Raw genomic sequence first — 24926 nt, forward strand, 5'->3', positions numbered from 1 at the left:
ATTTATCATGAAACATCTAAAAATATGTCCAAAATGCAACGCTGATCTAAAAATGCGCTCAGATGGTAAGACCCAGTACTGTGATGTTTGCAGTTACTGGACAGAAGCAGGTACCGCAAGACTTGATTCAATAATGATTTACGCATGAGAAGCCGGCACGAAGAATTCCGAGAGTTTTCTTTAATTTCCTGCCCCGCAAACTCAAAAGCCGAGAAGTCAATTAAGCAGCTTTAATATTGAATTAAAGCTCTTGGTGACTATAAAAAAGAGTCTTCTTGGAATCTTGTTGAATTGATAATTAATCATCTTCACTTCTCGTTTAATCATTCAAAGGGGCGGGTTACCAGGTTATTGGGTATCTAAAACTAAATAAATAGATAAAGATTACTCAAAAGGGAAAAATTTCAGCTACTTCTCAGCGCATCCCTGAGATTCGGAATGTAAACATGAAGCTGATTCTAAATAAGCTGCATTCTCCAACTTCTTTTTGCCTGAGATGTTCCTGGAATTATTCTATTGTCTCTTTCCGCCTCCTTCCGTAAACCTTCTGTACTCGCCGATGAGATGAATCTGGAATTTTTTGTGTTTTGTACTTTAATGGTCTTTACAATATTCCCTGAGATTTGGAATATTGACATAAAGAGGCATTGTAAATAAGTTGTATTCTCCAGCTTCTTTTTGCCTTAGATATTCGTGGAGTTTTTCTATTGCCTCCTCCTGGACATCTTCAGGCATACAGCTACTTCTTACCATTGAAATAAACGCATCGGGTCCCTTATCCTCCATGGCTCTTATTAACCAGCATAAAATATTATGCTTTGTAGTATCATCAGGATGGTCCAGGAGCTTAAACATGGTAAAAGCATCTTCAGAAGAGATATAATCAGAGATACTAATGGAAGCCCTTGCTGAAATAACTCCTCCCGAAGTTTTGAGGATAAAAATCAAACTCTTCTTTATATCATCTCTCTCTTCTTCCGAAAATTCTGTAGAGTTGATTCCCTGAAGTCCTACTACAGTAGCTAGGATATAATAAGAGTTTTTCTTCTCTCTTAACCCTTTAAGGATGCAGCTTGCCCTTATGTCCCCGGGTATGAGAGAAGGGTGGAACAGGAGGTTGGACACTGCTTGAGGGCTGTTCCACTTCTGGAGTGTGGAACGAATTTTCTTAATATCTTTCCTATTTAATTGCTTTATATTCGATCCTATTTTCGTTAAGTCGTTCAGATCCTCTTCCTTAAGAAAAGCTTTCAGATCACGACTTATCCTAATAGAAAAAACACCCATATGCTGTATCCCCAAACATTACGATAGAACTGTGAGGAAAATATTAATGAGACTTACTGTATAGTTAGTTTTCTTTTTTTTCAACGATTAGTCCATAAATTATCTTTGATGAGTATTAACTGTATAACATGTATCTTATTGTACTTAAGTTTATTCTTTATAGACTAATTTGAAGAAAAAGTTGCTGATTAAGATCAAGTTACTAGTTTATTGATATAACAAGGTTAATCAATTAATTCATAAACAAATTCTACTACACTACTAACGCCGAAAATCATATTTTTCCAACAAAACCAAATAGATCAACTGCAATACTTACATAGGGGGGATCAGATGGGTATAAACAAAGGAATAGAAAAATCCCAGGAAGTTTACTCATCGTTAAAAATCAGGAAATTATTATCAGGAAGATCTATGATTTGGCAGGATTGCAACGTAATCACGACAACCTCCATTTGTTTCTCTTCAATCAAATGAACTTGCGGCTCAGGTTTTTGTTTCCATATGGAGGAAATGTCTTTCAAGAGGTGGTAATTATGGTGGATAATCTCAGAAAAATAAGAAAAATAAGGAAGAGTATACCAACTATCGAGGGAGCGGGGGTACACCTTAAGAGAGCTTTTGGATTCCAGCATGTTCCTGCGTTTGACCCTTTTTTGTTGTTTGATGAGTTTCGTTCGGAAAAACCTGAGGAGTATAGTATGGGATTTCCCTGGCACCCTCACAGGGGGATTGAGACCATCACTTATGTCCTTAAGGGAGAAATCAGACATAAGGACAGCCTGGGAAACAGTGGAATAATTCGGTCCGGAGAAGTGCAGTGGATGACTGCCGGGAGCGGAATTGTCCATCAGGAAATGCCACATGGGGATGAAAATAGGGCTTTATGGGGCTTTCAGCTCTGGGCAAACCTTCCGGCTGCGCACAAAATGATGAAGCCTCGCTACCGGGAGATCAAAATCAACCGGATTCCCGAGCTTTTCATGGGAAAAGGGCTGAAAGTAAGAATTATTTGCGGAGAAGTAAACGGGGTTGAAGGGCCTGTACGTGGAATAGTAACCGATCCCGAATACCTGGATGTGGCAGTCCCGCCAGAAGAGAAGTTTTTCCATATAACAGTTCCTGGTTATACTGTTTTTGCATATATTATTGAGGGCAGTGGACATTTCGACAGAGAAAAAGGTGCCTGTGCTTTTGAGGTTGAAGGGGGAAGATACCTTGACCAGGCAGAGGACTGTATAATAGATAAGGAGTCCCTGGTCCTTTACGGGGATGGGGATTCTGTTGAAGTGACTGCAGGGGATAAAGGTGTAAGGTTTCTTCTTATATCTGGTAAACCCATCGGCGAACCTGTCGCCTGGTACGGGCCGGTTGTCATGAACACTAAAGAAGAGTTGAGAGTGGCCTTTGAAGAATACAGACAGGGTTCTTTTACCAGATACCGGGAGAAAAGAAAATAGGTAACTGCTCAGAGTATAGTTAACGGCGCTCCTATGAGCGCCGCACGAATACCCTCTAAAACAGGTAAACCGTTCTTTTTTCCTGTAGAAATGTACGCCCTAATTCTGCAGAAAGCTTGCGCTCCCATTGCTTTTCTGAAAGTTCCCGATATTTTCTGCTGTAGTTTCATCATCCTGATATCTCTTTCTGCCTGATTATTATCAAATGGAACTTTCAAATCTGTCAGGAATCTCAGAATCTTTTCTTTGTGTTCTATAAACCTATCCAGCAGATTCCTTGATTTTGTTTTTGGATTTTTACCGCGTTTTCCCTGTTTTTCAGGATTTAGAGAATGCGGATTTTCTTCAAGCGCTCTAATGATAATTGCATCAAACCTTTCTTCCAATGCTTTAATTTGCTCAAAATCAGGTTCTCTTAATTGCTCTTTACACTCATCAGTGTATTTCTTCATCTCAGTGAGCAGTTCATTCATCTCTTTAGCCCATGTCTGTTTATAGTTCTCTTCAATTCCTGTAAGTTCTCTCTGTAAATGAGCGTTACACAGAGCATGATCACAATCATAAACGTTGTAAGGTTTCCATCCATCATGAACTGCTACTCCCTTAAACTTCGGAAGAATTCCCATAGCATCTATTGCTTCTGCTCCTCTTTTTGTATGAGCAAAATAACATGTGTATTTTTCATTAGAAGCTACATGAAGCCAGTGTCTTTTTCCTTCAATCTTCATACCAGTTTCATCAAAATTGATTACAGGCGAGGCTAATAACTTCTCTCTAATAACGTTTTCAAATTCCTCTAAATTCTGGAAACATTCTCTTTCTGCTCTAATTATCGTAGCAGGACAGATTTTTATTCCCATAATGTCTTCAAATAACTCAGAAATTCTATCATAAGGAACAAACTGGTAATTTTTACAGTAAATAGCTGAAGCTAAAATATTAGGGCCATACTGAACCGGATATTTCACTGATTCGGGAAAAACGGCTTTATTCAACTTTCCACAACAAGGACAGGTTTTAATCTGACTTTTATGTTCTGTAACAATTAGATTTACGGGAGGAATGTCAAAGACCTGTCTTCTCTCATAAGCTTCAACTTCAACATTCTCAAGGGTAGATCCGCATTCTTTGCAGCAGGTCAAAGAATGTTCTATTACCTACTCAGGATGATCAACCATATCAAGAGTCGTGCCTGGATGACCTTCCTGACCTCCAGGTTTCTTCCCGCTTGGTTTACGCAGACTCTTGGGATTAGGTTTCTCTTTGACAAAATAATCAGTAGAAGGAGGTCGACTGCTGTTACGACTGTTTTGATTTAAACGAGATTCTAAGGCTACAAGTCTTTCAGTGAGTTCTTTAACTTGAGATTCTAAACTCTCAATGTAAGCTACAATAATTTCAGGATTTGAAGCACAGTAAGAAAGAATCTCATCACGTTTCATAAAGCTAAAAAGGAATCATTTTATATCCAATTTTTCCTCGGAACGAGGAAAAATGTGTAGCCTCGTTAAGGCTACCTGAATAGTTACGAAAATAGATTTACTCTTATTACTAAGGGAGCGCAGAGGGTCACGAATACCCCATCCTTTAGGGTGGGGATGAAGTGAACCCTCGCCTCTGCGTTTTTCACTTTAAATATCTTAATCCTTGCTTTTTTTGTAAAATAAGCTTGTTTTTGGCACCATAGCCACCGATGGTGCCATCCATCTATGGCTAGGATGTGATATCAGTTGGAATTACACAGTTTTAGCCATGGCTATGGTCAGATTACCTACCACATCGTGTTGGTGCCTAAGTATCGATACAGTATATTCTACAATAAGCGAATTAAAAAAGATTGCGAGTTAATTTTCAGTAACATTTGCACTAAAAATGGCTACAAAATACATGCAATGGAAGTAGTAGACAATCATGTTCACTTGTTTCTGGAATTCCATCCAAGTAATTCTCTGTCAGAGGTAATTCAATATTTGAAAGGAGGCAGTTCTTACAGACTGTTCAAGCTCCATCCTGATCTTAAAAAACAGTATTGGGGTGGAAGTCTATGGTCAAATGGAAAGTTCTATCGATCCGTTGGAAACGTAACTGCTGATACAATTAAGCATTACATTAAAGAATCGCAAGGAAAACCGAGTGAAGAGTCTCAATTGTATAGATTCATGAGATCCGAGCAAAGAAAACTTGATGATTTCTAACTACCAGAACAACCGGGCGGGCGGCCCGAAGCATACCCCATCCTTTAGGGTGGGGTGGCCGCCCGCAATTTGATTAAAGTAAATCCATATCTTTCTTAAATTTATTGCTGTACATACTAAATTAAATTCATTCCTGACTGATTTTAATCCTCGTGTGAGAAATTCTCTAAACCCAAGATTCTCTTTATAGTTTCCTATTACAGGTTCTACTACCTGCTTTCTTTGTCCGTATATTTTTTTGCTACTTCTGTTTTCATTTTATCTGCTAATTGCTTTCTTTCTTTATAAAAATCAGCTATTTTTAAATGTCTAATTCCATCCTTTCTTTTTGTACAGTTTATACTAAACTCACATTTTCTGCATTCAGTACCTTTGTAAAGTCTGTATTTTTTCTTTCTTTGTCATAGCCTTCATATACAAACTTCAATTTTTGATTTTCAGGGCAAATGAATTCATCATTTTCTTCATTATACTTAAAATTACTAGTGTCGTGTCACCGATGGGAAGTCTTAAGCGTTATATTGAATGATCTTCATAAGTATCATTCATGATTAAATATACTGTGACACTTACCGAAGATGAACGTAGATCTCTTTGTGAACTTGCTTCAAAGGGAAAACATAACTCTCAACAAATTCTCAATGCTCTGATTTTGCTTAATTGCGATAAAAGTGAATTGAATGTTAGCCATTCAACCAATGAAGAAATCTCACGTGTCCTGAATATTAGTATGAAAAAAATTGACCGTGTTAAGAAGAGATTTGTTGAAGAAGGTCTTGAAGTTGCCCTTAACGGGAAAGAAAGCGAGCGCATTTATAATAAAAAAGTTGATGGTGATCTTGAAGCCCATTTAGTCGCCCTTAGTTGCAGTCAACCCCCTGAAGGTTTTGCAAGATGGTCGTTAAGATTATTAGCCGATAAGGCTGTAGAACTTGGTTATTTCGAGGAAATTTCTCACGAAACAGTACGCCGTACTTTAAAAAAACGAAATCAAACCCTGGCAAAGGAAACAATGGGTAATTCCTCCAGAACAAAACAGTAGCTTTGTTGCGAATATGGAAATGGTTCTGGACGTTTATAAACGTCCATTTGATCCACGAAATCCTGTTGTGTGTATGGACGAATCCCCAAAACAATTGATTGCAGAAACCCGGATCCCTATCCCCTGCTCAACAGGGAAGCCAGAAAAGTACGATTATGAATACAAGCGAAATGGAATGTGCAATATATTCCTTGCCTGTGAACCGTTGACAGGGAAAAGAATGGTAAAGATCACTGAAAGAAAAACAAAGAGAGATTGGGCTTATTTTCTCGAAGAAATAGAAGTTCAACATGAAAATGCAGATAAAATTACGTTAGTAATGGACAATCTAAACACGCACATACCTGGATCTCTCTACGAAACATTTCCACCACCAAAAGCAAAGGCGCTATGGGACAGATTTGAGTTCGTCTACACGCCAAAACATGGAAGCTGGTTGAACATGGCAGAGATTGAACTGAATGTACTTACAGGTCAATGTTTAAAAAGGAGAATGGATAACATCGAGTTTGTCAGAAAAGAAGTTTTGGCATGGCAAAATTACAGAAACAACAAAAATTCAAAGGTTAAATGGCAATTTACAACAGATGATGCAAGGATAAAATTGTCACGTCTTTATCCGACTATTGAGGATTGACGCGACACTAGTAACGAATCTAATATCGTCAACGCTTTCTGTTGATGTTTTAGTTGCTTCTTCGTGCTCTGGGATATATGGATCCAGTTTCTTTTGATTTAAAAAATGTATGTTATTTCCACTATAACATCCATTGTCTGCACATATTTTAGTGCCTTCTTTTAACAAACCACAATTTCCTTCCACAAGTTCAATCTGTGATTTCAATTGATAAGTGTCAGTTCTATCTTGACAGATCTCATTTGCAACAATAATTCCCAGTTTATGATCCACTGTTATTTGAGTATTATACGTCAGATCAAATGTTCCCTTTTTGTTTTTCATAAACCGAGATTCATGATCAGTCAAGCTCACTTTCTCAATACTATCTTTTTCAAATTCATCAACTGCTTCTTTAATTATGTCTTCAATCTCTTTTTTTCTAGTATCAGATTTATCCTTGTTTACTTGCTTTATGTACTTCGCAACTACAGCTTTTACTTTATGTTTTTCACTTTCATTCAGCTGATCGTAGCCACGGCAGTTTCCAAAATGCTCATCCTCAACTTTGTCTATTTCAATGCTTTTTTTTAATTCATTCTTAACATATTCTCCAATAACCCTTAAGACCTCTTCCAAAACTACATTGTTTTTTGATGCAGAAGCTTTTACCATGGATCCGTCAGTGCTTAACTGCTCGAGACCTATTACTCCTAGATCCTTAGCTGCCTTAACTGTGTTTTTGAACAATTCAGTAATCAGTTTCTTATTTTCTTTTCTAAAGTCACTGATTGTTCTAAAATCAGGCTGCGGATTTTCAGCCAAATAAATGTAAACTACATTTTCTCGAACACTACGAGCTATTGCTCTCGATGATCGAACTCTATCAAGCATTGACTGAAGCAAAATTTTACACATTATGCATGGGTGGTAGGCAGGATGTCCAGAGCCATCATACCTTATTTCAAATTCACTGAAATCCATTTCATCTACAAAAGATTCAACTAAGTAACAGATATGATCTGAAGGAATAAGATCTCGAATATCTGGAGGTAAAGTCCAAAATTGATTCTTTGATTCGATAAACGCCATGAAGCAAAATATTCTTAATAAATTATATAATGATTTATATATTCCGAAACAGAAACTACGATTACCTAAGGTAATTGTCGGACAGCCTGTGAAAAGCGGGGTGAAATTGTACTAGTGTCGCGTCAATCCTCAATAGTCGGATAAAGACGTGACAATTTTATCCTTGCATCATCTGTTGTAAATTGCCATTTAACCTTTGAATTTTTGTTGTTTCTGTAATTTTGCCATGCCAAAACTTCTTTTCTGACAAACTCGATGTTATCCATTCTCCTTTTTAAACATTGACCTGTAAGTACATTCAGTTCAATCTCTGCCATGTTCAACCAGCTTCCATGTTTTGGCGTGTAGACGAACTCAAATCTGTCCCATAGCGCCTTTGCTTTTGGTGGTGGAAATGTTTCGTAGAGAGATCCAGGTATGTGCGTGTTTAGATTGTCCATTACTAACGTAATTTTATCTGCATTTTCATGTTGAACTTCTATTTCTTCGAGAAAATAAGCCCAATCTCTCTTTGTTTTTCTTTCAGTGATCTTTACCATTCTTTTCCCTGTCAACGGTTCACAGGCAAGGAATATATTGCACATTCCATTTCGCTTGTATTCATAATCGTACTTTTCTGGCTTCCCTGTTGAGCAGGGGATAGGGATCCGGGTTTCTGCAATCAATTGTTTTGGGGATTCGTCCATACACACAACAGGATTTCGTGGATCAAATGGACGTTTATAAACGTCCAGAACCATTTCCATATTCGCAACAAAGCTACTGTTTTGTTCTGGAGGAATTACCCATTGTTTCCTTTGCCAGGGTTTGATTTCGTTTTTTTAAAGTACGGCGTACTGTTTCGTGAGAAATTTCCTCGAAATAACCAAGTTCTACAGCCTTATCGGCTAATAATCTTAACGACCATCTTGCAAAACCTTCAGGGGGTTGACTGCAACTAAGGGCGACTAAATGGGCTTCAAGATCACCATCAACTTTTTTATTATAAATGCGCTCGCTTTCTTTCCCGTTAAGGGCAACTTCAAGACCTTCTTCAACAAATCTCTTCTTAACACGGTCAATTTTTTTCATACTAATATTCAGGACACGTGAGATTTCTTCATTGGTTGAATGGCTAACATTCAATTCACTTTTATCGCAATTAAGCAAAATCAGAGCATTGAGAATTTGTTGAGAGTTATGTTTTCCCTTTGAAGCAAGTTCACAAAGAGATCTACGTTCATCTTCGGTAAGTGTCACAGTATATTTAATCATGAATGATACTTATGAAGATCATTCAATATAACGCTTAAGACTTTCCATCGGTGACACGACACTAGCCTTGAAGTAATCTCGCAGCCTTGGGGCTGTAAGTAGTTCAAGAATACTAAAAATCAAAATCAACACAATTATTAGCTTACTGGACGTTATATTGTACTATTCAAGTTCTTATAAAATAGATTGAATGTATATGGAGAAAATCTATATATTTAGAATCTCTCTCCATACCATCAAACAATCAATGGTCAAGGATTAGTTTCAGATTCAAAACTAGTTCAAAAATCGAATGGTTTGAGAATTTATACAGAAAAACTTATAAAGAATTAGATACAAGGAATTTATGGAGTTTGGAAGTAGTTTTCCTCAATCACCCCGAACTCCATAAAATACGCCCTATGAGGCACAATCAAGTTAGCTGTGCTTTTATTTAAGCTTACCTGATTCTGCCTCTTGGAATAATAATACTAGGAGAAAGACGAATGAGTAAGAACAAAATTACAATAGGAATACTTCTTTTGACAATGCTTGTTGGTATGGCATTGATACCATCAGCAATGGCTTTCACCGAAGAACAGCAAACCGACCTAACCAAAGATGCTGCTCAGTTAAAGATTGAAGCTTTGGAAACTGAGCTAGGTGAAGAAGGAATGAAAAAAGTTGCGGATTACCTGGAGCTTCAGGCTTCTTTACCGGATGTAGTGAAACGTATGCCATATAGGGGACTTGCTTTTTCTGCTACTGATCCTGAAAGTCAAGCTATTAAAATGAAATATATTGATAACTTCGATGTTTCCAAGGAGGAAAAAGAGAAATATAAAGCTGGACTGCAGGACATCTGGGACAGGTATCCGGATAAAATAACGAAGGATGACTACGCTTTCATGAGTGAACTGGGTCCAATGATTGACAAAGAAGCTTTCAGGGAACACACGGCTGTTGGGGTAAAGTGGGCAAGCTCTAATCATCAAGATTTTGCTTACTATGCTTGTGACGGGTCTGCTTATGGAAATTATGCAAGTGATACAGCTGATGACCCGGATGATCCTTGGTTTGAGCTTCCGGGATATCGGTACTATAATCATTACTGGGATGCTGATTGGCATGTCGGAGGCGCACCAACTAGATGTGATGGTTTTGCAGATACTGCGCAAATCTGGGTTGCTAATGGACTTCTAGAGGAAGCACATGAAGATTTTGGACTTGCCAGTCACTATTTGTCGGATACTGGCAATCCGTTCCATTCAGCTGGAGCAGTTGATCAGATAGGGAATTTCGTGGAGAATCTGTTCAATACTAATAACCATGATCTGTATGAGATTTATATATCTGATCAGTGGGACAGCGGGTATGATTTTGGTGACTATGTTAGTAGCAATACTCAGGCTATTACTGTGACTGATCCAGAACAGGCAGTGAAGGATAATGCTGATTTTAGTTCTCAGTATTTTGACTATATTTGGGACGAGATAGAGAATAATCCAGATACATTTGATTCGGATATCTACGTAGCGTACTATACTGCTCAATGTGTCCGAAATACTGCAAAATGTAACCATGGATTGTATGATTACATTATGTAAGTTGATGAAATCTGAAACGGAGTTTATGTTTAAGAAGATGCCTTCAAAGGCATCTCTTTCTTTACTATTGTATCGATTCCAAAATAAGTCCGTTGCTTAGCGGGAAATTCATTGATCCGTAGATCTATTCAAAAGCCGGTATTGTGAACATACTTCGGAATCGCAGTACTATTATTTTTTTCCTATAAATGGTGATCTAAGTGGATTTTGTTAGTCATTTCATTTTGAAAGTTAAGGAGAAGATGCCTTTAGAGGCCCTTCTTTTCGTTTTACAACATATATGGCTTGCTGTTTTTGTTTTAACATTGGGCATATCGATAGGGACAGGAATTAACTTTGGTCTAGACGTAGTCGCCTTACTGATAACGCTAGGAATGTTTGTTCTGTTTTTTATGCCGATAGTCTCTATTGGACAGAATATTGTTCAGAGCAGGAAGGATATTAGAAAAGTTTTGTGCTGTGTACCTTTACTAATCGCTGCTGTGTATCAAACTCTGGTAGTTGTGTTTGGATATACTAAATTTATGATCTATGAATCTCATCCTGATTCGTTGGTTTATGCTTTACTGCTTCCGGTTCAGAGACTGGGGGAAACCGCAATCTATCCTACAACTGATAAAATATTCTACATGGGTTTTCCGTATAACCAGCTGCCTCAATTTACAGCCTATATTATCGTTTTCCCAATCAGTTTGCTTATTTACTTATTACCTTCGATAGATTATGACAGGACGAAGATCACAAAAGAAATGAAACTAATTGCTTTGCTCCCTCTCTTTTGTGTTGCTATTCCAGTAATTGTGCAGACAGTTAAAATGAAGCTGGGATTAATCGATGAGCTTATGATTCAATTTTTCTGGTCTGAGATACTCTCAAACATAAGACTAATGGGACTCTTCCTGTTAATGCCTATGTTGAGTATCCTGTATATAAGGCACTATCAAAGAACGAAAAGAACCAATGTCGAGAATTTTACGTGAACACAGAGATTTTTTGTTGTTTAGTTAAGCTGGGAAAATTTTGTCAGATTTCTGTTTTACCAGTTACTACAATAATCCATTACACCTCAACTAATTCTAATGCTTTACTTGTGGAATTTGCTCCACAGGTTTCAGAAACACCAAACTTTACCTCTGGAGAGAAAGGTCAAATTAGTCTTGGTTTAAAAATAGAGTTTTGAAATCCTTAGGACTTACGCACTTGAGATTCAAAATCATTGTCAGTAGACCTTGCTGTTAAATCGTTGGTTTAGACAGTTGAAGGTTTAGAGCCATTGTTTTTCAGTTCAACCGCGTAAGTCCTAATCCTTTATACATGGATGGTGTTTATGTGGTTTGAATTCAAAAATAGCAGAAATTTGACATTTCTGGTTCTTTTGTCAATTTGTGCGAAGCCTGTGAACTTTGTAAAGCCTAATCATTTAGAGGCTATACAAGGAAAGCAAGGAATCATATGGGTATAGGCAAGATCTCTTTGCCATGAAGCTGTGTACAACTCCAAAAACCCATATTGAACAAAATCTAAAGTGACTATGTATTTTTGACCACATTTTTTTAATCATATATGAGAATCTCAAATTAGGATTTTGACTTAAAAACCTATTCTTTTTTCCACTAACTCTGATAGACTTTCCTTTATTCGAGAGTTTCAACTTTAAATTATGCCATATATGTCGTTCTCATGCGGAAAAACAGTATGTTATATAAAGGAGTCCTCTTCGAGGACTCCCTGGATAACTATTTTAGCAGAGAAAGCACCTCAATTTGCCAATTCCTGTACTTCCTCTGCATTGACGATATTGCAAAGCACGTAGAACGTACTTTTTATACCAACAAAAGTTGGCACTTTAAATACAGTGTTTCTTCTATGATAAAACTCTTTGTTGTCAAGTGTTTCAGGAATCTTTCATATGATAAAACCATTTCTTCCTTAACAGAGGAAGAAGCTATCTTGCTTTCTTTTTATGACGAAAATGACCATATAAAACTTCCTTCTGGTGGAACCCTTCATCATTTTGTGAAGTATAGACTTGGAGAGGAAGGAGTCAATGAGATCATGATGTTGTTAGGTGAAAAAATCCTCAAACTCTCATCAGCAAAGGAAGCTAAGATTGATTCCACTCCCCTTGAAGCTTCAAGATACGATAAACATGCTGATTACAATTCTCATTATGAATGTAAAATGGATAAGGCGCATATTACAATGGTTGGAACTTATCCTGTTTTTATGACTCATACAAAGGGAGTTGCTGGTGACTCTCCAGAACTTATCACCCATATTGAAGCTCTAAAGAAGATGAACGCTGATCTCGACTTGTATTCTGCAGATGGAGGTTATGATTCATTCCTTAATCATTCTGACATTTGGTATCACCTGGATGCAAAACCGATTATCTCCTATGCCTCAAATGCCGTAATCAAAAAAGAAGGTGAAGAGGAAAGAATCAATCACTGGGTAAATAAAAAATGGAGAATCGGTGGAGATGTTCATGCACCAATGGAAAACAAACTCAAATTTCTATATGAGATTGGAAGGAAAGAGCAGGTAGGAATGTATCTGAGAAACCAGAACATGAGAGATGATGCTTTTGATGAACAGTATAAAAAGAGAGCCGAATGTGAAAAGATACATGGACATATTAAAGGTACAGTAAAATTCGATATCAGAAGAGTAAGAAATCAGAGTAGAAAACTCTACTCTCTATTGAGTTTCATATCATATCAACTACTGGTGTTGACAGAAATGCAAAATAAGGTTGGAGATAAGAATTCATTTGGGAGATACTTTTAAAGAAGTGGATATCAAATTAGATTAAAGGTTTTAAATGCTAATTTGAGATCCTCTATATATTGTTTCATTTTGTCAAGTATATATAAATACTATGAGAGTATATAGGATTTCATGGTAAAACTACAAAAAAATGAGAGCAGAGGCACATATTGGCTAACTGTGCACATTCATGCAAACTTGAATTACGCTGACTAGGTGTAGATACAGACCGATTCGCAGGTGCTACGCAACAAAGACCACAAAATGAGGTGTATTGTCCTTATTGATGCCCAATATTGGATAGCTATTCTGAGTAAGCCTGTGGGCGTAGTTTGCCGAAAATCGAATATCCTTTTCGATTACTTACAACAAAGGGTGAAGAAGCAGGTTGGGTACTGCCTGAGGGCTGTTTCACTTATTGAGTGTGAACGAATTTTCTTAATATCTCTTTATGCAAAAAATAATTAGACTAACCTGCATAGCAACCTTTTATTTCTTATAAGAAAATAATCTTTAATATATGGACTTTAATGTTAATTAATAATATAATTTTAGATTCCATTATACATAAGATCCTTTTTATATTTATTATCGAATATATTTTTACATGTTTTTTTCTACATATTTTATTAATATCTTACCTTCGAACAGTTTAAATATAATTATCCACATAATTTAAATCAAGTACTGCAGCCTGATCTGAATCACTGGAAACCTGATTTTTCCAAAAAATCAAATAGATCGACTGCAATACTTACATAGGGGGACCGGTATGGGTGCAATCACAGGAACTATAGAGACTCCAGAGAGTTTGTTCATTATTAAAGATTAGGAAATTATTATCAGACAGAATTGCAGTTCGGCAGAATTGCAATGTAATCACAACAGCCTGCATTCATTTTTCTGTGGTCAGGAGGATTTAGACTCTTTTACTTTTATAATTTACTTTTATGAGAGAACAGAGAATTATTCTTCGAGAGGTGGTAATTATAATGGCTAATCTCAGAAGAGTAAGAAAAATAAGGAAGAGTATGCCAACCATTGAGGGGGCAGGGGTGCACCTGAAGAGAGCTTTCGGATTCCGGCATGTACCTGAGTTCGATCCTTTTTTGTTATTTGATGAGTTTCATTCGGAAAAACCTGAGGAGTACATTATGGGATTTCCAAGGCACCCGCACCGAGGAGTTGAAACTATTACTTATGTCCTGCAGGGGGAAATAAGGCATGAGGACAGCCTGGGAAACAGAGGTGTAATCCGGACTGGCGAGGTGCAGTGGATGACTGCTGGAAGTGGGATTATCCATCAGGAAATGCCACAGGGAGATGAAAGCGGGAATCTATGGGGTTTTCAACTCTGGGCAAATCTTCCGTCTTCCCATAAAATGATGGAACCACGCTATCAGGGAGTTAAAAGCAGCCGAATACCCGAACTTCTTATGGAAAAGGGTCTGAAGGTAAGGATTATTTGCGGAGAAGTAAACGGCGTTGAGGGACCTGTTAAGGAAATAGCTACCGACCCCGAATACCTGGATATTACAGTCCCGGCAGAGGAGAAGTTTTTCCATATAACAGCTCCGGACCATACTGTTTTTGCATATGTTATAGAGGGAAGCGGCTATTTTGACAGGGAAAAAGACCCCTGTGCGTTTGAGGTTGAAGGAGAAAGATACCTCCATCCTGCAGGAGACTGCATAATATACCCCGAAACCCTGGTCCTCTATGGAGCTGGAGATTCCATTGAGGTAACCGCAGGGGATGAAGGAGTAAGGTTTCTTCTTATGTCCGGAAGACCTATTGGTGAACCTGTTGCCTGGTACGGCCCGATTGTCATGAATACAAAAGAAGAACTAAGAGCGGCTTTTGAGGAATACAGACAGGGGACATTTGCAAGAGACGCGGAAAGACAAACATAAACCATATAAACCCATTGTCTTTTTCATGGAGCCTGTGTCTTTACTGTACACATTTCTACGTAGATACCTTATCTTCCTGATGATGGTCTTGCTAATGGAAAGATCAGAAGTTTGCCTGAAGACTACTGAATTTTTTTGCTGATATTAACCGGACCTTAAATTAAAGTTTTCTGACTAAAGTCCTCTTTTTTGCAAGGCTTTTTACAAGGCTTTTTTGCAAGGTTTTAAATATCAAAATATGTTATTTATATCTAACATATGTTAGTTAAATCTAACTTTATGTTAGTAATTCCGAACAATATGTTGTAAATAAAAGACATACAATCATAAATATTCCATAAATATACAATCATAAATAATCCATAAATATACAATCATAAATATTCCATAAATAATCATAGTTTCAATCAGAAATCTTCGGCAAAGGCACATTAAATAATACAGGATCAAAGGCACATTAAGTAAAACCGGGTTATTAGGGGATATAAAATGAAAAATATAAAAAAAGTGTACAGATACAGGCTTATTTCAGGAATAATTCTTCTACTTGCAGGGATAATGTTGACGGTTTTTTTTGAAGGCGATTCTTCAATTCCGGTTATTTTGATAGTCATGGGAATGGTCATTTTTCTTATTACAGCATTCAGGCTTTTCAGGCAGGGGGATCTGCCAGACAGGGACGAAAGGACAAAGAAGCTTGCAGCGTACGGAATCACATATTCCTGGCTCTTTACGCTTGTGCTTATCACAGTACTTTACTGGATTGAATTCCTGAACCTTGCTGACTTTACAGCTGAAGCAATTTTAGGCATATTGCTTTTCTTTATGCTTATCTCAGCAAATGTTTTCAGGTGGTTTTTCATGCAAAAAGGCGATGTGGAATAAAGACCTGCGGAGGATAAAGGGTGAAAACAAGGATCAAAGAGTTACGGGCAAGGCATGACCTGACCCAGGAAGCTCTTGCAAACCTGGTGGGGGTTCGGAGAGAAACTATTGTTTTTCTGGAAAAAGGGAAATATAACCCCTCTCTGAAACTTGCCTGCAGGATAGCCAGATCTCTGGATACCACAATTGATGAACTGTTTATCTTTGAGGACACTGACTTTGAATAAACCCCAATGAAAGAAGAATTATTTTAAAAAAATGATATCAGTCTTGTAAGGGCTTTTTTGAAATTAATTTTGAACTGAAATTATCCGGGAATACTTCACCTTCATTCTGCTAAAGTAATTGCCTTATTTTTTAAGTTCTAATGAGAGAGTACAATTTCTAAAAAGAAAGCGAAATTAAATAAGTTTTTAAAGAACATGTTATATTAAATAAGCAAGTCATTCAGGAGAAAACATGGAAAATACATTGATTGCCTTCCAGAATGTCTGGAAAACTTATCAGATGGGAGAAGTTCAGGTCAATGCTTTGAAAAATGTGAGCGTGAAGCTTGGAAGAGGGGAATTTGCCGCAATAATCGGGCCCTCAGGAAGCGGGAAGTCTACAATGATGAACCTGGTTGGCTGTCTTGATATCCCTTCAAAGGGCAAAATTTTCCTGAAAGGCAGGGATATATCCCTGCTTCAGGAATCTGACCTTGCCGCCCTCAGAGGCAGGACAATAGGATTTGTTTTCCAGCAGTACAACCTGATTCCCGGGATGACGGCTCTTGAGAACGTTCTTCTGCCCCTTGAAATCCAGGAAATGGATGACAGAATTGCGGAAAAAAAAGCAAAGGAACTTCTTAACCTCGTGGGGCTCTCGGACAAGATGCAGAATAAGCCTTCACAGCTTTCAGGAGGGCAGCAGCAGAGAGTTTCTATTGCAAGAGCACTTGCCTGCGATCCCGAAATAATCCTTGCTGACGAGCCGACAGGTGCGCTTGACAGCATAACCGGTCAGGAAGTGATTTCAATCCTTTACAGGCTCTGGAAGGAAAAAAACAAAACAGTAGTTATGGTCACACACGACCTGCACCTTGCACAGTATGCCAGAAGGCACATTCAGCTCAAGGACGGAGAGATGGTCAGGGACAGCCCTAACAAAGAACAGATCAGCCCTGAAACCTGAACCACACAATAAATTCAGTTTAAGGAGAGAACCGGGTAAAGTAACAACTGGACAAATTTCATTCCATATTCAAAATGGTTTTTCTGTTAAAATTTCTCGAAAATAGACAAACCGGAGTAATCGACAAACCGGAGTAAACCGAGGTATCCAAAAATGGGTGACAAACAAATTAGCCTTATATTCATTTTTCTTCTGGGTTTTCTTTTATGCAGCGGAACTGCCCTGGCTGCGAGTGACTTTAATTCAAGCTCAAGCCTCGATAAAGGCCTGAGTGTTGACCTGTTAAACCAGGACCCTGATCCCGTGAAACCCGGAGATGTGCTTGAAGTAAGGATTGCTATAGAAAATACAGGTTATAAGGATGTAGAGAACTGTTTTGTGAGAATAGAGCCGGATTACCCTTTTAAGGCTCTTTCAGGGGAAGACCTTGTAAAAAAGATAGGCACACTCGGAAAACGCTCTGAAAATGACCGCAGAAAAGTCCTGAAGTTCAAAGTAGGAGTTGAAAACGATGTCAATGAAGGCACTTATCCCCTGAAAGTTTACCTTTACTCAACAGATACGAAAAATAAAGTTTCCCTTAACAGGGAGCTAAAAATTGATATTGACAGCGAATCAAACGCTGAAATAGAATATATCAGTGTTGAGAAACTGATACCAGGAGAGAAGACAGAACTTACTTTCGGCATAAAAAACGTAGGAAATTCCCCCTTAAAAAACTCAATGTTTTCCTGGGAATGCACAAATGACGTGATCCTGCCCGTAGGCTCGAGCAATGTCAAGCACGTTAACCTGATTGATGTCGGAGAAACTGCCAATGTCAGCTTTGAGGTTCTGACCAATGTGAATACAAAGCCCGGTCTCTATAAACTGGACATGATTCTGACATACGACGACATTGAAGAACTTCAGACAATAACGGAAGCAGGCACTGTAGAGAACGAGAAGCGCAAGACAATCAAAAGCAAAGCAGGGATCTACATAGGAGGGACCACGGATTTCGACATCGCTTTTATGGAAAGGGGACCCACAGGCACCTACACATTTTCAGTATCTAATATAGGTAATAATGGTGCAAACTCGGTAAAGGTTTCTGTCCCGCTTCAGGAGAACTGGACCGTGATTGACGGCGGCAATTCAGTGGTTCTCGGTAACCTGGCAAAAGGGGACTATACAATTGCAGATTTCAACCTGAAACCTGCAACTGTTGGAAAAGAGCTGCCTCTTAAATTTGAAATCAGTTACACCTCCAGTGACGGGATCAGGCAGGTAGAGGAAAATGTGATCTCACTTTACGCATCCTCTTCAACTCAGTCAAAAGGATCCTCGATGACAGACGAAAACAGTAAGTCAGGCATACTGTCGTATAAACTCTTCTTCCTTCTCCTGCTCGGTGCTGTGGGCTTTTTTATTTATAAACAGCATCAGAAAAAGGTGGTAGAAAAGAATGCCAGAGAAAATTTGACCAGCGAAAGCCAGATAGACGAAAAGAAAACAGGTGAATAAATCCTGAACCCGGATCTGTGGTTCCATGAAACTGGCAAAGATTTTGAAAATTGCCCTAAATATGGTCAGAGCTAATAAGCTGAGGAGCTGGCTGACCATAATAGGGGTTATCATAGGCATTGCCTCGGTAATGGCAATCGTTACGACCGGGGAGTATTTTCAGGAACAGGTTACGGAAACCCTTGAGGGGCTTGGGGGGGATACTATTACCATAGTAGCCTCAGTCCCTTTTGAAATTTATTCTGAAGAAGATATGGAGTATGAAGAAAATTCAGAAGAAATTCCGGGAGAATCCGGGGCAACAATTGCAGGGACCGGAGAGGGACCTGAGAACTTCACTTCTGAGCCCATGGAAATCGAACCCGAAACAGAGGCAGCACTCACAAGAAAGGATGTATTTGTTCTGAGGAGCATTCCGGCTGTTGAATATGTAAACGTCAACGTCCAGACAGGAGCGCAATTGAAATTCGGAAGCGAGTCAACTTACGTCTGGGTTAATGGTGTTGATCCCGGCGTCTGGCCTCACATTACAAAGAAGAAGATAGGAGAGGGCAGGATGCTGGCACCCGGAGACAGGGCAGTTGTGGTTATTTCAAGCGAACTTGCAAAAGGGACTTTTGAAAAGGAGATAAGGCTTAACCAGATGATCCCCTTAAACGGAAAATCCTATCGTGTAGTGGGGATACTGGCTAAGGACGGAGGGCTTTTAGGAGGTATGGGAGGGCTTTTTGGAAGCAGTGTTTATATGCCGTACCAGGAGGTCTACTCTCTGCAAAATAATGAAGAGGACCTGTCTGAAAGAGAGCAGGATGTATATGATAACATAGAGATCAAGCTCCATGATGAGGCAGATTATGACGCAGCCCTTCAGGAGATAGAGCGCAAATTAAGGCTTGCAAGAAGAGTTACTGAAGATAAGCAGGACTTCTATGTCAGCTCCTCAAAAGAGACAATTGAAAGTACGCAAAAATTGATTAACGGACTTACATCATTTCTAGCCTTCATTGCAGGCATTTCCCTTCTTGTCGGTTCAACAGGGATCGCTAACACAATGTTTACTTCCGTGCTTGAGAAGACGAAGGAAATCGGGATTATGAAAGCGATAGGAGCAAAGAATAGCGATATAATGATGATTTTCCTTTGCAATGCTGCAATGATCAGCCTTGTAGGCGGAATGATAGGTATCCTTCTGGGCACAGCTGCTGTCCAGCTGATTCTTTTCTTTATTTCAGTAAAAATGAACGTTCCTTTTGAATTTGCCCTCAGCCTGAAAGGCACAGTTATTGCAACCCTGGTCTCCATAGCAGTCGGGCTGATTGCAGGCCTTGTACCGGCAAAGAATGCATCCGAATTGAAACCGGTTGACGCTCTCAGATATGAATGAAAAAATCAAAACTGGCAGCAAGATTCAGCTCTGTTTTTGGAGCCGGCATGAAGAAAGTAAAAGAAATAAAGAAAAGCAGAGAAATGAAGAAAAGCAGAGAAATGAAGAAAAGCAGAGAAATGAAAAAAATATAAATATATACATTTTATATAAATATATAATTTCATGTAAAAAGCTCTATATAATCTAAAAAATGTTTAGTTGATGTTTTATATGGAGAGGATAAAAAATGGATAGTCTAAAATTATTTAAGCAGGTTACTGATGCGATTACCACAATCATCCTTTATGTACTGCTGCTTGCATTGATTGTGGGAATGGCAAAAACCCTGCTTGAGATTCGCTTTATTGTCTTTGAGTCTCTAGAAAGCGGATTCAATCACATGGTAACAAGCGTACTGACAGTTTTTATTGTTATTGACCTTTTCAAAGCCTTTGTTGATTATCATGAACATGACAGGATCAAGCTTACTGATATTACGGATGCCACCATCCTGATAGTCCTGCGTGAAATTGCAGTTGGCCTTTACGCCCAGAAATTCGGATACGAGTATGTCCTGAGCCTTGCTGTGCTGCTGCTTGTGCTGGGAGTAATAAGAGTGCTTGCAGTCCAGTACTCTCCGGCGTCGAGGTCCTCAAATTATCAGGTTTCCTTAAAGGAAGAGACCCAGCCTTCAAAGACAGGCCTGAGCGCCATGCTTGACCCGGTTCAGAATTGACCCTGAAAAAACAAATCCCTTCAGGTAATATTGAGCCGTTATTTTCTCATTTGCCCCTTCAGGCAGAATGAGAAATACATTTTTTCTCTTATCCCTGCTTCATAATAAGGACGGAAATTCCAGGTTAATTGAGCTGAACTTCAAAGCATAATACTTTTAAACGATTCCCCTGGCATAATGTGTTATAATGAAAAATTTGCTTAGAAAAAAAGTTCAGAACCCCACTTCTGAAAAAAACGGCGCCGGCCCTGTTATCCTGAAGATCTACAACTTTCTATTTGATTCATACGGTCCTCAGGGCTGGTGGCCTTTAACAGAACTCCACGGCAGCATTGGAACAAATCCCACAAAAACAGGTTCTGTGCAGGGATATCATCCGGGAGATTATACCTATCCGCAATCAGACAACCAGAAGTTTGAAATTGTATGTGGAGCCCTGCTCACCCAGAATACCAGCTGGCTTCAGGTCGAAAGAGCCCTGATAAATCTGAAACTTATGGACTCACTTTCCCCGGAAAAAATCCTCACTCTTGAACATGAAAACTTAAAAAAAGCCATAAAACCTTCAGGTTATTATAACCAGAAAGCCTTACGCCTGAAAATCCTTGCAGAATGGTTTCTGAGACTTGAAGGCAGAAATCCTGAGAGGAATGAACTGCTTTCATTAAAAGGCGTGGGACCCGAGACCGCGGATTCGATACTTATCTACGCTTTTAAACAACCTTCGTTTGTAGTTGACGCGTATACCAGGAGAATAGTGAGTAACCTTGGCCTGGCTGACGAGAAAGCAAAATATTCAGAAATCAAGGCATTGTTTGAGGAGAATCTGCCGGAAGACCTGGTCATATATCAGGAATATCATGCCCTTCTCGTAGAACATGCAAAGAGATACTATCAAAAGAAGATTTTTTATTCCAGATGCCCTCTCCTGAATATTACCTGAACATGAAGCAGCCAGAGCTGGATTTCAGGACCTGAAAATTTGCCTCTGAAAACTGAAAATATCTGAAGAAATATAGCTCTGAAGAAATATAGCTCTGAAGAAATATAGCTCTGAAGAAATATAGCTCTGAAGAAATATAGCTTTGAAGAATTATGGCACTATAACCTGAAAATTCGCATCAATTAAAATGTTTAAGGGAATAAGAACTGGCTACTTAAGAAACTCCGACTGAAGTTCCCGCTGTATAATGTTTCTTATCCGAATTAAATACTTGGTTCAGTGATCAGATTTTTCCCGGACAATTATGCCCTGTTCAGCAGTCAAAATACCTGATCTGATCCAGATTTCGTCATGCGCTGGTCTGTGTTTTCTTGCGTTTTGTCCTTACAGGAGCTTTATTCCGTACCAGTCGGAAAGTTCTGCATCAAGAACGCCCTCGTGGACCATCTTCTCGATCTCGTTTTCGACCTGTCCGTAAGTGAACTTATAGTCGTATGAGATCGCTGAGATCACGTCCGGGCTATGGCAGAACCTGTCTGGAAATGCCCTGTTGAACGTTTCCACATTCTTGATAATTATATTTCTAAGTTTTTCCATTTTTATCACCTTTTTCGTTTTTAATTTATAGTTATTTTAGTTCAGTCTCGGTTTCTGTTTCTCTTCGACATAATATAGTCTATGCACCACATATAAATAGATATCCTAAATATTTACCATATTCCATGCATATCTATATAGAAAGAGAAATAGGGGAGTTTGACAATTTGAGCAATATGAATAACTCACATTAAATATTTATCAGGTAAACTTATATAACTTTTGTGCTCAGTAAGAGATATCTGACAGAAAAAAACATCCAGAATACCCGGAGGAAATAATTTATTCAAATAAATCTATACATGAAGTGATAATAAAAAAGACAGGAAATAACTACGAAAACCTTTGCTTTGGACCTTCCGCATAAGTTTATCTTCGCTTAGAGGGTTGCTTTTCCAAATCTCTAAGGGTAGCAAATTTTATACCATTAAATGTTTACTTTCAGGTTAAGAGTGCTAAAAGGATATCTCGGAGAAGGAGAAAAATGGAACAGCTGGCATATCAGAACCCAAATCCTGTGCTCAGGGCAGGAGCTGATGGAAAAATTATTTATTCAAATAACGCAAGCGAAGCCCTGTTAAAAAAATGGGATACTGGAATGGGAGAAAAACTGCCTCCTTCGATAGAGAATCTCGTTAAAAAAATTGTCAAGGGCACTTCTCATGAAAAAATAGAAGTTAGAGCCGGAAAAAAAGTCTATCTTGTAACCTTTTATCCTGTGCCTGGAGAGGACTATGCAAACATCTACGGATTTGAGATAACCGGACAGAAGAAGCTGGAACAAAAACTGCGTATCAAGGAAAAGCAGTATGATGCTCTCTATACTCTGGGAAGGATTGCCCTTAAATGTGAAAGTCTGCAGGCGTTTCTGGATGAAAGCGTGAAACTGATTGCAAAGACTCTGGACCTTGAATTCTGCAAAATCCTTGAACTCAAGCCGGATGGAAATTTCCTGGTTATAGCGGGCACAGGATGGAAACCCGGGTATGTAGGCTTTGCTTTTGTGAAAGGGGGCAAATGGTCGCAGGCAGGGTACACTATTTTTTCAAAAGTGCCCGTTATCGTAAAAAATTTTGCAGAAGAAAACCGTTTTGAAGCCCCGGAAATTCTGCGAGAGCATAATATTGCAAGTGGAATGAGCGTTATTATAGGAGATGTGGAGAAACCCTTTGGTATACTGGGAGCCCATTCCGCAAAAAAAAGAAAGTTTACTGCAGATGAAACTTTCTTTTTAAATTCTGTTGCATTCATAATTGCAGAGGTAATCGAACGCAGGTATGCGGAAGAAGAGTTGCATCAGTATAAAGAAAAATTGGAAGAAATCGTAAAAGAGAGGACCATAGAACTTACCAGAGCGAATGAGCAGTTATCTATGGAAATCTCCAGGCGTAAGAAAGTAGAAAAAGACCTTGAAAACAACGTTTATTTCCTTAAGACACTCCTTGACGCGATACCCTCTCCTGTGTTTTACAGGAACCTTGAAGGCATCTATCAGGGCTGCAATGATAAATTTTCCAGGAAAATTCTCAACCTCCCCAAAACAGAGATAATAGGGCATTCAATGCAGGAATTCAGGGAACAATTCTCTGAAGAAACTCTGCGTGAAACAGAATACAATGATAAAATACTGCTGAAAGAAGGAAAAAGCCTGCCTAATGAATTGAAAATAAAATGTGCAATAGACGGAGAATTAAGAGATTTCCTTGTCTATAAAGCCACATACAGCAACCTAGCAGGCGAAGTGATAGGGATCGTAGGCGTAATGCTTGATATCACAGAACGAAAAAAAGCAGAAAAAGCTCTTTTGAAAACCGAGGAGATAAGAAAAAAAGAAATCCATCACAGGATCAAAAATAATCTTCAGGTTATCTCGTCCCTTCTCAGCCTCCAGGCAGAAAATTTCAGTGATAAAAAAGTAAAAGAATCTTTCCACGACAGCCAGAACCGCGTAATATCAATGTCCCTTATCCACGAAGAACTTTACAGAACAGGAGAAACCGGAGATGTAGAAAGTTTTGATTTTAAGGCATACATCCAGAAACTTGCAAATGAGCTTTTCCGTTCGTACGTGGTGGGAAACAAAGACCTTCACTTAAAGCTGGACATGGAAAATGTGTTTCTCGGAATGGATACCGGAATCCCCCTGGGGATTATTATTAACGAACTTGTATCCAACTCTTTAAAGCATGCTTTTCCCGGTGAAAGAGGCGGAGAAGTTAATATCAGGCTTCACAGGCTGCATAACGGTGAAAACAGGAGCTGCAAAGACCAGGACACCTGCGCTATCTCCGAGTTCCTGCTGATCGTCTCGGATAACGGAACAGGCCTTCCCGAAAATATCGATTTCAGGAACACCTCTTCTCTCGGGCTTCAACTCGTAAATATCCTGGTAGACCAGATTGGAGGCAGTATAGAACTTAAAAAAGGAGAAGGGACTGAGTTCAGGATAAAATTTAGAGAAGAAGTATGTCCAGAGAAAAAACAAAAATAAAACCCGACACTCAAC

General features: G+C 38.7%; 19 protein-coding genes and 3 pseudogenes. 16 read left to right on the plus strand and 6 right to left on the minus strand.

All coding sequences use genetic code 11. From position 1 onward, the window contains the following. Positions 1–594 precede the first annotated feature (594 nt). Positions 595–1287 carry a hypothetical protein gene (locus MSMAS_RS09685; protein WP_011034810.1) on the minus strand — a complete coding sequence of 231 codons (693 nt, stop codon included), beginning with the start codon at positions 1285–1287 and terminating at the stop codon, positions 595–597. A 536-nt stretch (positions 1288–1823) separates the two neighbouring features. On the opposite strand from MSMAS_RS09685, the gene MSMAS_RS09690 reads away from it, so the two are divergent. Next, positions 1824–2747: a pirin family protein gene (locus MSMAS_RS09690; protein ID WP_015412894.1), complete on the plus strand. Its 924-nt coding sequence runs from the start codon at positions 1824–1826 to the stop codon at positions 2745–2747. Between the two features lie 8 nt (positions 2748–2755). Here the strand turns inward: MSMAS_RS09690 and MSMAS_RS09695 are convergent. Continuing rightward, positions 2756–4189 (minus strand): annotated as a pseudogene (locus MSMAS_RS09695) (IS66-like element ISMma14 family transposase). A 288-nt stretch (positions 4190–4477) separates the two neighbouring features. On the opposite strand from MSMAS_RS09695, the gene tnpA reads away from it, so the two are divergent. Then, positions 4478–4942: an IS200/IS605-like element ISMma21 family transposase gene (gene tnpA, locus MSMAS_RS09705; RefSeq protein WP_011032309.1), complete on the plus strand. Its 465-nt coding sequence runs from the start codon at positions 4478–4480 to the stop codon at positions 4940–4942. On the opposite strand, the pseudogene MSMAS_RS18830 reads toward tnpA, so the two are convergent. Next, positions 4943–5283 (minus strand): annotated as a pseudogene (locus MSMAS_RS18830) (transposase). Between the two features lie 206 nt (positions 5284–5489). Between MSMAS_RS18830 and MSMAS_RS18280 the strand changes: the two are divergent. Continuing rightward, a protein-coding gene (locus MSMAS_RS18280) for an IS630-like element ISMma9 family transposase (RefSeq protein WP_076611411.1) occupies positions 5490–6621 on the plus strand; the annotation gives its coding sequence in 2 pieces (ribosomal slippage) (positions 5490–5923 and positions 5922–6621; 1134 coding nt in all). A 15-nt stretch (positions 6622–6636) separates the two neighbouring features. Here MSMAS_RS18280 and MSMAS_RS09720 read toward each other — a convergent pair. Beyond that, positions 6637–7692, minus strand: a pseudogene (locus MSMAS_RS09720) (transposase); the annotation flags it as partial. A gap of 122 nt (positions 7693–7814) precedes the next feature. Further along, a protein-coding gene (locus MSMAS_RS18285; RefSeq protein WP_076611411.1) for an IS630-like element ISMma9 family transposase occupies positions 7815–8946 on the minus strand; the annotation gives its coding sequence in 2 pieces (ribosomal slippage) (positions 7815–8514 and positions 8513–8946; 1134 coding nt in all). 485 nt (positions 8947–9431) lie between these two features. Between MSMAS_RS18285 and MSMAS_RS09735 the strand changes: the two genes are divergently transcribed. The 12 genes from MSMAS_RS09735 to MSMAS_RS09790 all read left to right on the plus strand — a co-directional run bounded on the left by MSMAS_RS09735 (position 9432) and on the right by MSMAS_RS09790 (position 21823). Beyond that, on the plus strand, positions 9432–10532 hold the full coding sequence (locus MSMAS_RS09735; protein WP_048038008.1) for a phospholipase C/P1 nuclease family protein: 1101 nt from the start codon (positions 9432–9434) through the stop codon (positions 10530–10532). 224 nt (positions 10533–10756) lie between these two features. Then, complete coding sequence (locus MSMAS_RS09740) at positions 10757–11512, plus strand: hypothetical protein (RefSeq protein WP_230625150.1); 756 nt, start codon at positions 10757–10759, stop codon at positions 11510–11512. A gap of 700 nt (positions 11513–12212) precedes the next feature. Further along, a complete protein-coding gene (locus MSMAS_RS09745) occupies positions 12213–13322 on the plus strand; it encodes a transposase (RefSeq protein ID WP_048046522.1) in 1110 nt (369 codons plus the stop codon). Between the two features lie 971 nt (positions 13323–14293). Beyond that, complete coding sequence (locus MSMAS_RS09755; protein WP_048046970.1) at positions 14294–15214, plus strand: pirin family protein; 921 nt, start codon at positions 14294–14296, stop codon at positions 15212–15214. Positions 15215–15703: 489 nt separating this feature from the next. Then, positions 15704–16099 (plus strand): hypothetical protein, encoded by a 396-nt coding sequence (locus MSMAS_RS09760; protein WP_015412889.1) that lies wholly within the window; start codon positions 15704–15706, stop codon positions 16097–16099. Positions 16100–16119: 20 nt separating this feature from the next. Further along, entirely contained in the window at positions 16120–16326 is a 207-nt protein-coding gene (locus MSMAS_RS09765; RefSeq protein ID WP_011034802.1) for a helix-turn-helix transcriptional regulator, read from the plus strand. Between the two features lie 232 nt (positions 16327–16558). Next, positions 16559–17272 carry an ABC transporter ATP-binding protein gene (locus tag MSMAS_RS09770; RefSeq protein WP_011034801.1) on the plus strand — a complete coding sequence of 238 codons (714 nt, stop codon included), beginning with the start codon at positions 16559–16561 and terminating at the stop codon, positions 17270–17272. Between the two features lie 153 nt (positions 17273–17425). Further along, positions 17426–18778, plus strand: coding sequence for a COG1361 S-layer family protein (locus MSMAS_RS09775; RefSeq protein WP_011034800.1), 1353 nt, complete (start codon positions 17426–17428; stop codon positions 18776–18778). A gap of 25 nt (positions 18779–18803) precedes the next feature. Continuing rightward, positions 18804–20162 (plus strand): ABC transporter permease, encoded by a 1359-nt coding sequence (locus MSMAS_RS09780; protein WP_048046523.1) that lies wholly within the window; start codon positions 18804–18806, stop codon positions 20160–20162. Further along, positions 20155–20352, plus strand: a complete 198-nt coding sequence (locus tag MSMAS_RS18835) for a hypothetical protein (protein ID WP_011034797.1) — start codon at positions 20155–20157, stop codon at positions 20350–20352. The genes MSMAS_RS09780 and MSMAS_RS18835 overlap by 8 nt, the downstream gene beginning before the upstream one ends. Positions 20353–20391: 39 nt before the next feature. Continuing rightward, positions 20392–20880: a phosphate-starvation-inducible PsiE family protein gene (locus tag MSMAS_RS09785; RefSeq protein ID WP_011034796.1), complete on the plus strand. Its 489-nt coding sequence runs from the start codon at positions 20392–20394 to the stop codon at positions 20878–20880. Between the two features lie 187 nt (positions 20881–21067). Continuing rightward, positions 21068–21823: an endonuclease III domain-containing protein gene (locus MSMAS_RS09790; protein ID WP_080503082.1), complete on the plus strand. Its 756-nt coding sequence runs from the start codon at positions 21068–21070 to the stop codon at positions 21821–21823. A gap of 384 nt (positions 21824–22207) precedes the next feature. Here MSMAS_RS09790 and MSMAS_RS09795 read toward each other — a convergent pair whose 3' ends face one another. Beyond that, on the minus strand, positions 22208–22420 hold the full coding sequence (locus tag MSMAS_RS09795; RefSeq protein WP_011034794.1) for a hypothetical protein: 213 nt from the start codon (positions 22418–22420) through the stop codon (positions 22208–22210). Between the two features lie 484 nt (positions 22421–22904). Here MSMAS_RS09795 and MSMAS_RS09800 point away from each other — a divergent pair, with 484 nt between their 5' ends. Next, on the plus strand, positions 22905–24911 hold the full coding sequence (locus MSMAS_RS09800; RefSeq protein WP_011034793.1) for a histidine kinase dimerization/phosphoacceptor domain -containing protein: 2007 nt from the start codon (positions 22905–22907) through the stop codon (positions 24909–24911). Positions 24912–24926: the final 15 nt, after the last annotated feature.

It is taken from the genome of Methanosarcina mazei S-6 (genome assembly GCF_000970205.1).
GTDB lineage: Archaea > Halobacteriota > Methanosarcinia > Methanosarcinales > Methanosarcinaceae > Methanosarcina > Methanosarcina mazei.

What these genes read in the sequence shown, in the direction of transcription:
- MSMAS_RS09770 (WP_011034801.1), top strand. Translation starts at nt 16,559, where the DNA reads ATGGAAAATACATTGATTGCCTTCCAGAATGTCTGGAAAACTTATCAG.
- MSMAS_RS09775 (WP_011034800.1), top strand. Translation starts at nt 17,426, where the DNA reads ATGGGTGACAAACAAATTAGCCTTATATTCATTTTTCTTCTGGGTTTT.
- MSMAS_RS09790 (WP_080503082.1), top strand. Translation starts at nt 21,068, where the DNA reads ATGAAAAATTTGCTTAGAAAAAAAGTTCAGAACCCCACTTCTGAAAAA.
- MSMAS_RS09760 (WP_015412889.1), top strand. Translation starts at nt 15,704, where the DNA reads ATGAAAAATATAAAAAAAGTGTACAGATACAGGCTTATTTCAGGAATA.
- MSMAS_RS18835 (WP_011034797.1), top strand. Translation starts at nt 20,155, where the DNA reads ATGAATGAAAAAATCAAAACTGGCAGCAAGATTCAGCTCTGTTTTTGG.
- MSMAS_RS09755 (WP_048046970.1), top strand. Translation starts at nt 14,294, where the DNA reads ATGGCTAATCTCAGAAGAGTAAGAAAAATAAGGAAGAGTATGCCAACC.
- MSMAS_RS09795 (WP_011034794.1), bottom strand. Translation starts at nt 22,420, where the DNA reads ATGGAAAAACTTAGAAATATAATTATCAAGAATGTGGAAACGTTCAAC.
- MSMAS_RS09735 (WP_048038008.1), top strand. Translation starts at nt 9,432, where the DNA reads ATGAGTAAGAACAAAATTACAATAGGAATACTTCTTTTGACAATGCTT.
- MSMAS_RS09800 (WP_011034793.1), top strand. Translation starts at nt 22,905, where the DNA reads ATGGAACAGCTGGCATATCAGAACCCAAATCCTGTGCTCAGGGCAGGA.
- MSMAS_RS09785 (WP_011034796.1), top strand. Translation starts at nt 20,392, where the DNA reads ATGGATAGTCTAAAATTATTTAAGCAGGTTACTGATGCGATTACCACA.
- MSMAS_RS09780 (WP_048046523.1), top strand. Translation starts at nt 18,804, where the DNA reads ATGAAACTGGCAAAGATTTTGAAAATTGCCCTAAATATGGTCAGAGCT.
- MSMAS_RS09690 (WP_015412894.1), top strand. Translation starts at nt 1,824, where the DNA reads ATGGTGGATAATCTCAGAAAAATAAGAAAAATAAGGAAGAGTATACCA.
- MSMAS_RS09685 (WP_011034810.1), bottom strand. Translation starts at nt 1,287, where the DNA reads ATGGGTGTTTTTTCTATTAGGATAAGTCGTGATCTGAAAGCTTTTCTT.
- MSMAS_RS09745 (WP_048046522.1), top strand. Translation starts at nt 12,213, where the DNA reads ATGCGGAAAAACAGTATGTTATATAAAGGAGTCCTCTTCGAGGACTCC.